The following is a 14354-nucleotide window of genomic DNA, read 5'->3' as shown; positions in this document are numbered from 1 at the left end:
GGGTTCAGCCGCGGAGGGCTTCGACGGCGGCCGCGAGTTCCGACGGCACGTCGGGCACGAGGGCATGGGCGCCGTCTCGTACGACATGGCGGCCGCCCACGACCGTGTGGCGCACGTCCGCCGCGGAGGCGGCGAATACGGCCGTCTCCGCGCCGAGTCGCGGCAGCGGCCCCGCCGTCCTGACCGAGTCGAGCGCGATCGTCGTGAAGTCGGCGAGGGCACCGGTCTCCAGACTGCCCGCGTCCTGCCAGCCGAGGGCCGCATGCCCGTCCGCCGACGCCGCGCGCAGCAGTGCGGCGGCCGTCCAGTGGCCCCGGGTGCGGGTGCGCAGCCGCTCGTTCAGCTCCATCGCGCGCGCCTCTTCCAGCAGGTCGACGACGGCGTGGCTGTCGGAGCCGAGGGAGAGCGGGGAGCCGGCTCGCTGCAGGGCCACGGCCGGGCCGATGCCGTCGGCCAGGTCCCGCTCGGTCGTCGGGCACATGCAGGTGCCGGTGCCGGAGCCGCCGAGCAGGGCGATGTCCTCGTCGGTGAGATGGGTGTTGTGCACCCCGGTGGTGCGCGGCCCGAGGACGCCGTGGTCGGCGAGCAGCCGGGTGGGGGTGCGGCCGTGCGCGGCGAGGCAGGCGTCGTTCTCGGCGGTCTGCTCCGACAGGTGCACGTGCAGCGGGGCCCGCCGCTCCCCGGCCCACCCGGCCACGGTCGCCAACTGCCCTGCGGGCACGGCCCGTACGGAGTGGATCGCCGCCCCGATCCGTGCGTGATCCCGTTCCTTGAGAACTGCACAGCGTTCGGCCCACGCCTCCGCGCTGCCGTCGGAGAACCGCAGCTGGTGGTGGTTGGGCGGCTCGCCGAAGCCGGACGACAGGTAACAGGTGTCCAGGAGGGTGATCCGGATGCCGGCCTCGGCGGCGGCGTCGATCAGCGCCTCGCCCATGGCGTTGGGGTCGGCGTAGCGGGTGCCGCCCGGCGCGTGGTGCACGTAGTGGAACTCGCCGACACAGGTGATGCCGGCCAGGGCCATCTCGGCGTACACCGCGCGCGCCAGGGCGTGATAGGTGTCCGGGGTCAGGTGGTCGGCGACGGAGTACATCACCTCGCGCCAGGTCCAGAAGGTGCCGCTGCCGACCTGGACGGTGCCGCGCAGCGCCCGGTGGAAGGCGTGGCTGTGGGCGTTGGCGAGCCCGGGCAGGGTGAGCCCGCGCAGCACCTCGGCGCCGGGCGGCGGAGCGGGCGTCCCGGTGCGGACCGCGCCGATCCGCCCGCCCTCTGCCTCCAGCACCACACCCGGCTCGACGCTCGTGCCGAGCCAGGCGTGCTCCAACCAGTAGGTCCGCTTGGTCACCTGCAGGCCAGCCCTTCCAGTACGTCGGCGAGCGCGTGCACCCCGGCCACGCAGTCGTCCTCGGCGGCGAACTCGGCCGGGGAGTGCGAGACACCGGTGGGGTTGCGCACGAACAGCATGGCGGTCGGAATGCTGCCGGAGAGGATTCCGGCGTCGTGTCCGGCACCGGTCCCGAGGACGGGCACCCTCAGGTCGGTGTCCTTGCCCAGGATGCGGCCGAGTTCGTCACGCAACGCGTGGTCGAACTCCACCACCGGGGTGAAGGACTCCCGCACGACGTCGAGATCGACGCCGTGGGCGTCGGCGTACTCGCGGGCGGCCTTCTCCACGCCCCCGACGAGCGTGTCCAGGGTGTCCTGGTCGGCGGCGCGGGAGTCGAGCCAGCCGCGCACCAGCGAGGGGATGGCGTTGACGCCGTTCGGCTCCACCGCGATCTTCCCGAAGGTGGCGACGGCACCGGCGAGTTCCGCCTCACGGCGGGCGGCCAGCACGGTCTCGGCGTAGGACAGCATCGGGTCGCGCCGGTCCACCAGCCGGGTGGTGCCGGCGTGGTTGGCCTCGCCCCGGAAGTCGAACCGCCAGCGTCCGTGCGGCCAGATGGCGCTGGCGATGCCGATCGGGTCCCCGGACAGGTCCAGCGCGCGGCCCTGTTCGACGTGCAGCTCGACGAAGGCCCCGATCCGGGCCAGCCGCTCCGGGTCGGCCCCGATGGCCTCGGGGTCGTGACCGGCGGCCTCCATGGCCTGGGGGAGGGTGATCCCGTCCCCGTCGGTCAGCCGGTGCGCCTGCTCGACGGTCAGCTGCCCGGCGGTCAGCCGCGACCCGACGCAGGCGAGCCCGAACCGGGCCCCTTCCTCGTCACCGAAGTTGACGACGGCCAGCGGCCTGGCGAACCGCACGTCCCTGCCGCGCAGCTCGTCGAGCGCGGCGAAGGAGGACACCACGCCGAGGGGCCCGTCGAAGGCCCCGCCGTCCGGCACGGAGTCGAGGTGCGACCCGGTGACCACGGCGTCGCCGGCGGCCGGGTCACCGAGCCAGGCCCACTGGTTGCCGTTGCGGTCCACCTCGTAGGCCAGCCCGCGTGCCTCGGCCTGCTCCCTGAACCAGGCACGGCATTCGGCGTCGGCACCGGTCCACGCGTAGCGCCGGTGGCCGCCGGAGGCGGAACTGCGGCCGATCGGCAGCAGTTCCGCCCACATGCTGTGGAAACTCACGCGTCGTCACCCTCGCGCATGGGCACCCGGACACCGCGCTCCTCGGCCACGGACTCCGCGATGTCGTAACCCGCGTCCACGTGCCGGATGACGCCCATGCCGGGGTCGTTCGTCAGCACGCGGCGGATCTTCTCGCCGCCCAGCTTCGTACCGTCGGCCACGGTGACCTGCCCGGCGTGGATGGACCGCCCCATGCCCACGCCGCCGCCGTGGTGGATGGACACCCACGAGGCGCCGGAGGCCACGTTCACCATGGCGTTCAGCAGCGGCCAGTCGGCGATCGCGTCGGACCCGTCGAGCATGGCCTCGGTCTCGCGGTACGGCGACGCGACGGAGCCGCAGTCCAGGTGGTCGCGGCCGATCGCCAGCGGGGCAGCCAGCTCGCCGGAGGCCACCATGTCGTTGAAGCGCTCGCCGGCCTTGTCGCGCTCGCCGTAGCCGAGCCAGCAGATGCGGGCGGGCAGGCCCTGGAAGTGGACGCGCTCACCGGCCAGCTTGATCCAGCGGGCCAGCGACTCGTTCTCCGGGAACAGCTCCAGGATGGCCTTGTCGGTCTTGGCGATGTCCGCGGGGTCGCCGGACAGGGCCGCCCAGCGGAAGGGGCCCTTGCCCTCACAGAAGAGGGGGCGGATGTACGCCGGGACGAAGCCGGGGAAGGCGAAGGCGCGGTCGTACCCGGCCAGCTGGGCCTCACCGCGGATCGAGTTGCCGTAGTCGAACACCTCGGCGCCCGCGTCCATGAAGCCGACCATGGCCTCGACGTGCTTGGCCATGGACTCGCGCGCCCGCGTGGTGAAGCCGGCCGGGTCCTTGGCGGCGGCGTCGGCCATGTCCTCGAAGGCGACGCCGACCGGCAGGTAGGACAGCGGGTCGTGGGCGGAGGTCTGGTCGGTGACGATGTCGATGGGCGCGTTCATCGCGAGGAGCTGCGGGACCAGCTCGGCGGCGTTGCCGAGGACGCCGATGGACAGCGGGCGGCGGGCGTCGCGGGCCTCGGTCGCCAGCTGGAGCGCGTGGTCGAGCGAGTCGGCCTTCACGTCGAGGTACCGGTGCTCGATCCGCCGGTCGATGGCGCGCGGGTCGCAGTCGATGCAGATGGCGACGCCGTCGTTCATCGTCACGGCGAGGGGCTGGGCGCCGCCCATCCCGCCGAGGCCGGCGGTCAGGGTGATGGTGCCGGCGAGGGTGCCGTTGAACTTCTTCGCGGCGACGGCGGCGAAGGTCTCGTACGTGCCCTGGAGGATGCCCTGGGTGCCGATGTAGATCCAGGACCCGGCGGTCATCTGGCCGTACATGGTCAGGCCGAGGGCCTCCAGGCGGCGGAACTCCTCCCAGTTGGCCCAGTCGCCGACCAGGTTGGAGTTGGCGATGAGGACGCGCGGGGCCCATTCGTGGGTCTGCATCACACCGACCGGACGGCCGGACTGGACCAGCATGGTCTCGTCCTGCTTGAGGGTCCTCAGGGTGCGGACCATCGCGTCGAAGGAACGCCAGTCACGGGCGGCCTTGCCGGTGCCGCCGTAGACGACGAGCTTGTCGGGGTGCTCCGCGACCTCCGGGTCGAGGTTGTTCTGCAGCATGCGCAGAGCGGCTTCCTGCTGCCATCCCAGGGCGCTGAGTTCCGTGCCGCGCGGTGCTCGTACGGGGCGGGGTCCCGACATCGTCTGCCTCCTCCTGTTACTACGTCTATTCACATCCTGTCTTCCTGAATAGAACTAGTCAATACATCGGGGCGACCCCGTGTCCGCGCCGCCGGTGTTTGGCTGGAAGTACGTGAGGACGGCACGCGGACCGGCAGCGACACGAGGGGAGATTCCGTGGAGCGGGATCTGGAGCGGGACATCGAGGGCGAGGCGGCCGCGGCGGCCGAGGCGCGGGAGCGCGCCGGGCGGCGGGACCAGGCGGTGCGGGCCGCCGTGCAGCAGGGACTGCTCGGACCGGACGCGGCCGTGGTGGGGCTGCTGGACGTGACCGGGATCCGCAAGTCGGCGGCGGCGCTGCGGGCGGCGTTCGACGCGGTCGTGGCACCCGGGACGCCGGTGCTGCACGCCTTCGCGGTCAAGGCGACCCCGCTGGTGCCGGTGCTGCGGCTGCTGCACGAGGCGGGCATCGGCGCCGAGGTGGCGAGCCCGGGCGAGCTGGCGCTGGCCCGCACGGCCGGGGTGCCCGCCGCCCGGACCGTGCTGGACTCGCCCGCCAAGACACCGGCGGAACTGCGCGAGGCGCTCGCGCTGGGCATCGCGGTGAACGCCGACAACCCGCAGGAGCTGGACCGCCTGGACACCCTGATCGGCCCCCAGGGTGCGAACGGCACGGCAGGCACCGCCGGCGCACGCGGCCGTTCTCCGCTCGGCATCCGGGTCAACCCGCAGGTCGGCGGCGGCACCATCGGAGCCACCTCGACGGCGACGGAGACCTCGAAGTTCGGGGTGGCGCTGCGCGACGAGGGGGCGCGCGAGTGGGTCGTACGGGCATACCTGGACCGGCCGTGGCTGACCCGGCTGCACGCGCACACCGGTTCACAGGGCATCCCGCTGTCGCTGCTGGCGCGGGGCGTGGCGGAGACGTACGCGCTCGCCGAGGAGATCAACGACCGTGCGGGGCGGCGGCAGATCGACACGCTCGACATCGGCGGCGGACTGCCGGTGAACTTCGCGGCCGAGGCGACGGCACCGTCGTACGCGCGCTACGCCCGGCTGCTGGCCGAGGAGGTGCCGGGGCTGTTCGACGGGCGGTACGGGCTGGTGACCGAGTTCGGGCGGTCGCTGCTGGCCAAGCACGGGACGGTGGTGGCCCGGGTGGAGTACGCCAAGAGCGCGGGCGGACGGCGGATCGCGGTGACGCACGCGGGTGTGCAGGTCGCGACGCGCACCGTGTACGCGCCGGGGGCGTGGCCGCTCAGGATCACCGCGTACGACGCCGAGGGGCTGCCGAAGCCGGGGCCCGCGGTGGTGCAGGACGTGGCCGGGCCGGCCTGTTTCTCGGGCGACCTGCTGGCCGAGGGCCGCGCGCTGCCCCTGCTGGAGCAGGGCGACTACGCGGCCGCGCTGGACACCGGCGCGTACTACTTCGCCCACCACTACGCCTACAACTCCCTCGCCCGCCCCGGCATCTACGGCTTCGCACCGGACGGTTCGGGAGACGTCGCCTTCGCGACCGCACGGGAGCCGCAGACCATCGCCGAGGTGGTGGCGGAGTCGGGAGCAGCGCACGTCTCGGCGCTCACCACCCTGCGCGCCCCCGAAAGCCGTTGACGCACCCCCGGCACCCCTCGAACAAATGGGCCAACGCCCGCTGGGTAGAGGTCAGTTGGTCACACTAGTACGCCGGACGCATGTTCCACCGGAAAATGCCAAAGGCCTCACTCCTCGCGCACACGTTGCGTAGTGTCGCAGTCACTCAGCCGGAGACCCAGGCGTGGGAGGGGAGCCACGGTGCCCGGAATCGACGAGTGCCTGCTGGAAGCGATGCGGTTGCCCGGTGCCCGCGGCGCGGCGCTGGTGGACTGGACGAGCGGACTGGCGCTCGGCACGGTCGGGGAGGCGCCGGGCGGCGATCACGAGAGGACCGCGGCCGAGTCCGCCGAACTGGCCCGGATGGCCGCCGAGCACGGCGCCTTCGCGGCCCACGGGGACGGTCAGCCACCCATCGAGGACGTGATCGTCAGCAACCGCGACAGCTACCACCTGCTGCGGTTCGTGGACACGTCGTTCGACAGCAGCGTCTTCCTGCACCTGTGGCTGGACCGCGAGGAGGGCAACCTCGCGCTCGCCCGGATCCGGCTCGGTGAGATGGCGGCCCGGCTGGTGCTGGGATGACCGCGGTGCAGACACCTCCGCCGCCGCTGCCGGTGCGGGGCAGGTCGGCCACCCGGGCGCTGTCGCCGATGCTGACCCGGCTCGCCGAGGAGCAGGCCACCGGTGTCCTGGTCCGCGAGCACGGCACCTTGTATCTCGCCGAGGGCTGCGTGGTGCACGCCGAGAGCCCGCTCGCCCCCGGTCTCGACGTGCTCCTCACGGCCCACGGCACCCTCGCGACCACCGCCTGGCAGTGGGCCGCCGCCCGGACCCCCGGCCCGCTGCAGGCCGCCGAACTCCTGCTGGAGTGCGGGCTGTTGCCCGCCGGCGCGCTGGAGCTGTGCCATCTGGACGCGCTGTACGACGCCGGGTACTTCGCACTGGCACCGAGCAGCGCCCCGGGCCGCTTCCGCTACGACCGCGCGCCCCGGATCGGTCCGCTGCCCTCGGTCCCGGTCGTCGCGCTGGAACGCGAGACACTGCGCCGCCGGATGCTGCTGCACCGGCTGTGGCCCGACCCGGCCGCCGACAGCGCCCCGCTGATCCGCGCGGACCCGGCCGCCACCGCGCCGGTCACGTCCCGGCAGCGGGCGGTCCTGGACCGCGTGGACGGCGTCCGCACGGCCACCGCGATCGCCCGGAACCTGGGCCGGCAGGCCTTCCACACGCTGGTCGACGTACGCCGGCTCGCGGCGGCCGGACACCTCGGCCCGGTGACCGCGCCACCCCCGCCGCCGCCCCTGCCCCCGGTCACCGACCCCGACATCGCGCTGCTGAAGAGGCTCAGGGATGCGCTGGAGGCGCTTTGAACGGCACCGCCCCGCCGAGAGGAGAGAGCTGATGGTGTCCGAGAAGGACCTCCAGGCCGTCCTGGACGAGCTGCACCGGTTGCGCAACCGGGTTCCGCAGCTCACCGGCGCCCTGGCCGCCGGCGTCGACGGTCTCGTCGTCGCCCACGACACTCCCGGAGTCGACCCGGAGGGCCTCGCGGCGCTCACCGCCGCCTCGCTCGGCGTCGCCGTGCGGGTCGCCGACGCCACCGGGAACGGCGGCTTCCGGGAACTGCTGGTGCGCGGCGAGCGCGGATACGTCGCCACGTACGCGGCCGGCCGCACCGCCGTCCTGACCCTGCTCGCCCAGGACCGGGTCAACGTCGGCCGGCTGCACCTGGAGGGCCGCCGCTCCGGCGCCCGCATCGGGGAGCTGCTCGACGCCGCCGAGGCCGCCGCCCGGGCCGCCCGCCCGGCCCGGAGGGCGCTGGGCGCGGTCAGCCCGGCACCACCGACCCGCACCCGTACCACCCGCACCACGAGCGCCGAAGTGCGCACCGCAACCGACAGTTGAACGATTCGAGAGGATCCACCATGGCGAACACCGAGACCGCACTCAAAGAGGCGCTCACCTCCATCGAGGGTGCCACCGGCGTCGCGCTCGTCGACTACACCAGCGGGATGGCGCTGGGCACGATGGGCGGCAGCAAGAGCTTCGACCTGAACGTGGCCGCCGCGGGGAACACCGACGTGATCCGCGCCAAGATGCGCACGATGGAGATGCTGGGCCTCAAGGGCGGCATCGAGGACATCCTGATCACCCTGTCGGACCAGTACCACCTGATCCGCCTGCTCAAGAGCCGCGGCGGCAACGGACTGTTCCTCTACCTGGTCCTGGACGCGAGCCGGGCCAACCTGGCGATGGCCCGGCACCAGCTGAAGAAGATCGAGGAGGATCTGGAGGTCTAGCCGCCCGGAGACTCGGACGAGTGCCGCGGTACGGCGGCGGGCCCCGTCCGGGGCCGCGTCGCCGGCCGCGATACCCGTACCGCGCAGGCCCCGCACTCACCGGACTCACTCCACGAAGAGACCCCGGGCGGCGGCCTTGGCGTCGAACTCCTCCAGCCGGGCCTGTGCCTGCGGCAGGTCGTCGCAGACCGCCTCCAGCAGCACCCGTCCGAGCAGCATCGGCGCACAGGCGGTGTCGAAGGCGAGCCCGGTGCCGACGGCGGCCGGCAGCAGCAGATCGGAGTGCTTGGCGACCGGCGCGAACGCGGAGTCGGCGACCGTGACGGTCGTCAGGCCCATGTCCTTGGCGTAGGCGAGGGTGTCGACGACCTCGCGCGGATGCCGGGGCAGCGCGAAGCACAGCAGCGCGGAGGCGCCCGCGCGGACGGCCGCGTCGATCCGGTCCTGAATCATCGTGCCGCCCTCGTTGAGGAGCCGGACGTCCGGGTGGACCTTGGCGGCGAAATACGCGAAGCCGTACGCCTGGGAAGCGGCGGCGCGCAGGCCGAGCACCGGCAGCGGCCGGGAGGCGGCCAGGATCCGCCCGGCCCGCTGCACCGGGCGCGGGTCGGCGAGCAGGTCGGCGAGGTGCCTGAGGTTCTCGATCTCGGCCTCGACGGCCTGCTGGTACTCGTTGAAGGCGCCCGTCTCGGCGGCCGGTTCGACGGGGACGATCTCGCGCAGATGCCTGCGCAGCGCGGGATAGCCGTCGAAGCCGAGAGCCACGGCGAACCGGGTCACCGACGGCTGGCTGACCCCGGCGAGCTCCGCCAGCTCCACGCTGGACAGGAAGGGCACGTCGGCGGCCCGCCGGACCATGCTGTGCGCGATCCGGCGCTGGGTCGGCGTGAGCCGGTGGCCCTCGAAGAGCGCCTGCAGCCGGTTGGCGGGGTTGTCCGCCACCGTGTCCCTGTCCACGCTCATGACGCGCTCCCCCTCCAGATGTCCGTGGACCCGGGAGAGTACCGTCACGGGCCGGAAATCTGGATAGCCTATTCAGTCACTAAGAACTCTGCATGAGCTTATACAGCCGGACAAGGGGCGTCTCGTGATCCGGGGGTTGTCCCCAGTGCGCAGGGGCGTGGGCGCTCCCTAGGGTTGAGCCCATGAGCGCACTGGACTCGCCGGACGGCGATCTGAGGACGGACCCGGACCTGCGTAAGGAACTCGACGCCACCGTGCGGGCGCACGCCGAACTGGGCACCGACTACGACTCCGCGCTGATCGACTCCTTCCTGGAGAAGGTCGAGCAGCGGATCGACGACGTGGTGGACCGCCGGGTGCGGCGCCAGCTGGCCGAGCAGCAGATGGCGACCGCGCGCGGCGCCCGGCGCCCGAAGGACACCGACTCCTGGCCGGAGCGCTTCGGGCTCGCGATCATCTCGCTGGTCCTGGCGATCCCGCTGACCGCCGTGGCCGGAGGCATCGCGGGGACGGCCGGGACGGTGGCCGCCTGGCTCGGCATCGTCGGCGTCAACCTCGCCCAGGCGGTACGGCTCAACCCGGAGCTGCTCACCGGCCGCCGCGAACGGTCCGGCCGGCAGGACTGAGCCGCGTTCGCGTCTGCCGGGTCGGCAGGACCACGACCTCGGCGAGCGGTGTGAGGGAAGGCGGGGCACCCGGCGACGGGCCCTGCCGGTCCCTGCCGGACCGGGTCCGGAGACGGCGGAGCGGCTTGCGCTGCCGGGGAGCCGGGAATCCGGCGCCGCTCGCCGATCCACTGCCGGAAGAGTTGCGCGGGGACCGCCGCACCCCCGTTTCCGGGGGGCGGGACGACGGCGGTCCCCGCGGAGGACGCGGGCCGGGTCAGGGCCGGGCTTCTCGCGTCCGTGGCGTCCATGGAGGTCCGGGAGCCGCTCCGGAGGTCCTTGGCGCCGTTCGGCGCCGGCCTGGACGGGGAGCCGCTCCCGTCCCTGCCGGCACCCCCTAATGTGCCGGACCCGTGTTAAGCGGGTGCTGCGCGCACGTGACACGCTCGTACCACTTCCGCGAACCCCGTCTCACCGCAAGCCCTGCGGGTGAACCCGCAGTTCACCGACGGTTCGCTACTGCTTTCCGCCCTTGGCGAGGAAGGCCAGCAGGTCCTGCCGGCTGACCACGCCGGTGGGCTTGCCCTCGACCAGGACGATCGCCGCGTCGGCCGAGCCGAGGACGGACATCAGGTCGCCGACCGGCTCGCCGGAACCGACCTGGGGCAGCGGGGCGGACATGTGCTTCTCCAGCGGGTCCTCGAGCGACGCCCGCTTGCTGAACAGGGCGTCCAGCAGCTCCCGTTCCACCACGGAGCCGACGACCTCGGCGGCCATCACGTCCGGGTGCCCGGCGCCCGGCTTGACGACCGGCATCTGCGAGACGCCGTACTCGCGCAGCACCTCGATGGCCTGGCCGACGGTCTCCTCCGGGTGCATGTGCACCAGGGACGGGATGGTGCCGCCCGCCTTGTCGTTCAGGACGTCGGCGACGCGGGCGCTGGGGCCCTCGTCCTCCAGGAAGCCGTAGTCGGCCATCCACTCGTCGTTGAAGATCTTGCTGAGGTAGCCGCGCCCGCTGTCCGGGAGCAGCACGACCACCACGTCGTCCGGGCCCAGCCGCTCGGCCACGCGCAGCGCCGCCACGACGGCCATGCCGCAGGAGCCGCCGACGAGCAGCCCCTCCTCCTTCGCGAGGCGGCGGGTCATCTGGAAGGAGTCCTTGTCGGACACGGCGACGATCTCGTCGGCGACGGTCCGGTCGTAGGCGGTCGGCCAGAAGTCCTCGCCGACGCCCTCGACCAGGTAGGGGCGCCCGGAGCCGCCCGAGTACACGGAGCCCTCGGGGTCCGCGCCGACGACCTTGACCTTGCCGTCGCTGGCGTCCTTCAGATAGCGGCCGGTGCCGGAGATGGTCCCTCCCGTACCGACGCCCGCCACGAAGTGGGTGATCTTGCCCTCGGTCTGCTCCCACAGCTCGGGGCCGGTCGAGTGATAGTGCGAGAGCGGGTTGTTGGGGTTGGAGTACTGGTCGGGCTTCCACGCGCCCGGAGTCTCACGGACGAGCCGGTCGGAGACGTTGTAGTACGAGTCCGGGTGCTCGGGTGCCACGGCGGTGGGGCAGACGACCACTTCCGCGCCGTACGCGCGCAGCACGTTGATCTTGTCGGTGGAGACCTTGTCGGGGCAGACGAAGATGCACTTGTAGCCCTTCTGCTGGGCGACGATGGCCAGCCCCACACCGGTGTTGCCGCTGGTCGGCTCTACGATCGTGCCGCCCGGCTTCAGCTCCCCGCTCTGCTCGGCGGCCTCGATCATGCGCAGGGCGATGCGGTCCTTCACGGAGCCGCCCGGGTTGAAGTACTCCACCTTGGCCAGGACGGTGGCCTGGATGCCCTTGGTCACGTTGTTGAGCCGCACCAGCGGGGTGTTGCCGACGAGGCTGATCATCGAGTCGTGGAATTGCACCGTTGTCTCCGGTCGCTGCAAAAAGAACTGTTCGTAGTGGTGCCGCCAGCCTAAGGCCAGCCGTGCGCCTGGGACGGGCCGTTCACTCCCCGTTGAGATTGGCGCACGGTCCGTACGGGGCAAGGAGTGGGTGTACGGCTACGAGGAGGTGGCGGCGACGCATGACGAACATGTCGAGGGCGAGAGTGGCCCGGCGCATCGCGGCCGGAGCGGCGTACGGCGGCGGCGGGGTCGGGCTGATCGGCGCGGCAGCGGTCGGACTGCTGCTGGCGGAGGTGCACCTGGCCCGGCGCCATGTGGGCAACGGCAGCGGCGGCCGGGTCCCGGTCGCCGACGGCGTGTACGGCCACGCGTACGACGTCCCCGGCGAACCGCCTCTCCGGCTGACCATGCTCGGCGACTCCACCGCGGCCGGGCAGGGCGTGCACCGGTCGGGCCAGACGCCGGGCGCGCTGCTGGCGTCGGGCCTGGCGGCGGTGGCGGAACGTCCGGTGCACCTGCGGAACGTCGCGTCTCCGGGCGCCCAGTCCGACGACCTGGACCGTCAGGTGGCCCTGGTCCTCTCCGCGTCCACTCCCGTCCCGGACGTCTGCGTGATCATGATCGGTGCGAACGACGTGACGCACCGCATGCCGCCGACCCGTTCTGTACGGCATCTGTCGGCCGCGGTACGGCGGCTGCGCACGGCCGGTGCGGAGGTGGTGGTCGGCACCTGCCCGGACCTCGGCACCATCGAGCCGGTGCAGCAGCCGCTGCGCTGGCTGGCCCGGCGGGCCTCCCGGCAGCTGGCGGCGGCGCAGACGATCGGGGCCGTCGAGCAGGGCGGCCGCACGGTGTCGCTGGGGGATCTGCTGGGCCCGGAGTTCGAGGCGAACCCACGGGAGCTGTTCGGGCCGGACAACTACCACCCCTCGGCGGAGGGCTACGCGACGGCCGCGATGGCCGTCCTGCCCACGGTGTGCGCGGCGCTGGGCCTGTGGCCGGCGGAGGAGGAACGGCCGGACGTGACACGGCGCGAGGGCTTCCTGCCGGTCGCGCGCGCGGCCGCCGAGGCGGCGTCCGAAGCCGGTACCGAGGTGACGGCGGCGATGCCGACGGGGCCGCGGGGGCCGTGGGCGCTGCTCAAGCGCAGGCGCCGGCGGCGGGTGCCGGAAGCCGAGCCCGCCCGTCCGTCCGTGTGACCCGCCTGGGCGCTGCGCCGGGCGACGGGCCGAGTGGAGCCAAGCAAGCGCTTAGTAAATTGCGGTCTGTGTCACACCCCGACACGGGTGACCTGACCCATACGTAGCGGTAACTTCCAACCAGCCCTGCCCGAAGAACTGTTCACTGGAGCCGTGATGCCCGAAGCCGTCATCGTCTCGACCGCCCGCTCCCCCATCGGCCGCGCCGTCAAGGGCTCCCTCAAGGACCTGCGCCCCGACGACCTGACCGCCACGATCATCCAGGCCGCCCTCGCCAAGGTCCCCGAGCTGGACCCCAGGGACATCGACGACCTGATGCTCGGCTGCGGCCTGCCCGGCGGCGAGCAGGGCCACAACCTCGGCCGCATCGTCGCCGTGCAGATGGGCATGGACCACCTGCCCGGCTGCACGATCACCCGGTACTGCTCCTCGTCCCTGCAGACCTCCCGCATGGCCCTGCACGCCATCAAGGCCGGCGAGGGCGACGTCTTCATCTCGGCCGGTGTCGAGATGGTCTCCCGCTACGCCAACGGCAGCTCCGACATGCCCGGCACGCACAACCCGCTGTTCGCCGAGGCCGAGGCCCGTACGGTGGCCACCGCCGAGTCGACCGGCTCGACCTGGCACGACCCGCGCGAGGACGGCCTGCTGCCCGACCCGTACATCGCGATGGGCCAGACCGCCGAGAACCTGGCCCGCGCCAAGGGCATCACCCGCCAGGAGATGGACGAGTTCGGCGTCCGCTCGCAGAACCTCGCCGAGGAAGCCATCAAGAACGGCTTCTGGGAGCGCGAGATCACCCCGGTGACCCTCCCCGACGGCACGGTCGTCAGCAAGGACGACGGCCCGCGCGCCGGTGTCACCGTGGAGGGCGTCGCGGGCCTCAAGCCGGTCTTCCGCCCGGACGGCCTGGTCACCGCCGGCAACTGCTGCCCGCTCAACGACGGCGCCGCGGCCGTCGTCATCATGAGCGACACCAAGGCCCGCGAGCTGGGCCTGACCCCGCTGGCCCGGATCGTGTCCACCGGCGTCTCCGGCCTCTCCCCCGAGATCATGGGTCTCGGCCCGGTCGAGGCCAGCCAGCAGGCCCTGCGGCGCGCCGGCCTCACCATCGACGACATCGACCTGGTCGAGATCAACGAGGCCTTCGCCGCCCAGGTGATCCCCTCCTACCGCGACCTCGGCATCGACATCGACAAGCTGAACGTCAACGGCGGCGCCATCGCCGTCGGCCACCCCTTCGGCATGACCGGCGCCCGCATCACCGGCACGCTCATCAACTCCCTGCAGTGGCACGACAAGCAGTTCGGCCTCGAGACGATGTGTGTCGGCGGCGGCCAGGGCATGGCGATGGTCGTCGAGCGCCTCAGCTGACCCACCGTCCGTAGCGGCGCAGGCACGTAACGTCGGGAATCGGCCCGGAACCGAGGAAACTCCACGGTTCCGGGCCTTTTCGTGATCCAATCTCCCCCAGGATGTGACCTATCTCGCCCGCCGGACACATCAGTGCAGGTCAACGCAGGTCAGCGCGGTGCGTGACAACATCACGAACGCAAAGTCCTGTCCGTTTCGTGACGTTACGCACTGACAGCTGGATAGTCCGCC

General features: G+C 72.5%; 13 protein-coding genes. 8 read left to right on the top strand and 5 right to left on the bottom strand.

The features are described from left to right. Nucleotides 1-4 precede the first annotated feature (4 nt). From ABZ919_RS19550 to hutU, 3 genes are read right to left on the bottom strand one after another with little or no spacing between them, the layout of a single operon-like run. Complete coding sequence (locus tag ABZ919_RS19550) at nt 5-1342, bottom strand: formimidoylglutamate deiminase (RefSeq protein WP_361249086.1); 1338 nt, start codon at nt 1340-1342, stop codon at nt 5-7. Next, nucleotides 1339-2556: an allantoate amidohydrolase gene (locus tag ABZ919_RS19545; protein ID WP_361249083.1), complete on the bottom strand. Its 1218-nt coding sequence runs from the start codon at nt 2554-2556 to the stop codon at nt 1339-1341. Before ABZ919_RS19545 ends, ABZ919_RS19550 begins: the two co-directional genes overlap by 4 nt. Next, on the bottom strand, nt 2553-4217 hold the full coding sequence (gene hutU / locus ABZ919_RS19540) for a urocanate hydratase (RefSeq protein WP_361249080.1): 1665 nt from the start codon (nt 4215-4217) through the stop codon (nt 2553-2555). The genes ABZ919_RS19545 and hutU overlap by 4 nt, the downstream gene beginning before the upstream one ends. Before the next feature lie 180 nt (nt 4218-4397). Here hutU and ABZ919_RS19535 point away from each other — a divergent pair, with 180 nt between their 5' ends. From ABZ919_RS19535 to ABZ919_RS19515, 5 genes are all read left to right on the top strand, one after another. Then, the gene (locus ABZ919_RS19535; protein ID WP_361249239.1) at nt 4398-5810 is read left to right on the top strand and encodes a diaminopimelate decarboxylase; all 1413 of its coding nucleotides are present in this window, start codon (nt 4398-4400) and stop codon (nt 5808-5810) included. A 180-nt stretch (nt 5811-5990) separates the two neighbouring features. Further along, nucleotides 5991-6374, top strand: coding sequence for a hypothetical protein (locus tag ABZ919_RS19530; RefSeq protein WP_361249077.1), 384 nt, complete (start codon nt 5991-5993; stop codon nt 6372-6374). Further along, a complete protein-coding gene (locus ABZ919_RS19525) occupies nt 6371-7162 on the top strand; it encodes a transcriptional regulator (RefSeq protein WP_361249074.1) in 792 nt (263 codons plus the stop codon). The genes ABZ919_RS19530 and ABZ919_RS19525 overlap by 4 nt, the downstream gene beginning before the upstream one ends. Before the next feature lie 31 nt (nt 7163-7193). After that, a complete protein-coding gene (locus tag ABZ919_RS19520) occupies nt 7194-7697 on the top strand; it encodes a roadblock/LC7 domain-containing protein (protein WP_361249071.1) in 504 nt (167 codons plus the stop codon). A gap of 20 nt (nt 7698-7717) precedes the next feature. Further along, nucleotides 7718-8092, top strand: a complete 375-nt coding sequence (locus ABZ919_RS19515; protein WP_061919232.1) for a hypothetical protein — start codon at nt 7718-7720, stop codon at nt 8090-8092. Nucleotides 8093-8197: 105 nt separating this feature from the next. Here ABZ919_RS19515 and ABZ919_RS19510 read toward each other — a convergent pair whose 3' ends face one another. Then, a complete protein-coding gene (locus ABZ919_RS19510; protein WP_361249068.1) occupies nt 8198-9055 on the bottom strand; it encodes a MurR/RpiR family transcriptional regulator in 858 nt (285 codons plus the stop codon). 182 nt (nt 9056-9237) lie between these two features. On the opposite strand from ABZ919_RS19510, the gene ABZ919_RS19505 reads away from it, so the two are divergent. After that, nucleotides 9238-9681 (top strand): hypothetical protein, encoded by a 444-nt coding sequence (locus tag ABZ919_RS19505; RefSeq protein WP_361249065.1) that lies wholly within the window; start codon nt 9238-9240, stop codon nt 9679-9681. A gap of 495 nt (nt 9682-10176) precedes the next feature. Here ABZ919_RS19505 and ABZ919_RS19500 read toward each other — a convergent pair whose 3' ends face one another. After that, on the bottom strand, nt 10177-11568 hold the full coding sequence (locus ABZ919_RS19500; RefSeq protein ID WP_361249062.1) for a cystathionine beta-synthase: 1392 nt from the start codon (nt 11566-11568) through the stop codon (nt 10177-10179). A gap of 161 nt (nt 11569-11729) precedes the next feature. Between ABZ919_RS19500 and ABZ919_RS19495 the strand changes: the two genes are divergently transcribed. Next, nucleotides 11730-12749 carry an SGNH/GDSL hydrolase family protein gene (locus ABZ919_RS19495; RefSeq protein ID WP_361249059.1) on the top strand — a complete coding sequence of 340 codons (1020 nt, stop codon included), beginning with the start codon at nt 11730-11732 and terminating at the stop codon, nt 12747-12749. A gap of 156 nt (nt 12750-12905) precedes the next feature. After that, a complete protein-coding gene (locus ABZ919_RS19490) occupies nt 12906-14123 on the top strand; it encodes an acetyl-CoA C-acetyltransferase (RefSeq protein ID WP_361249056.1) in 1218 nt (405 codons plus the stop codon). The last annotated feature ends 231 nt before the right edge of the window (nt 14124-14354 follow it).

Origin of the sequence: Streptomyces sp. NPDC046759, assembly GCF_040645475.1 — a bacterium.
Lineage (GTDB): Bacteria > Actinomycetota > Actinomycetes > Streptomycetales > Streptomycetaceae > Streptomyces.
The sequence above is the reverse complement of the archived record's forward strand: the minus strand, read 5'-3'. Positions and strand labels throughout refer to the sequence as shown.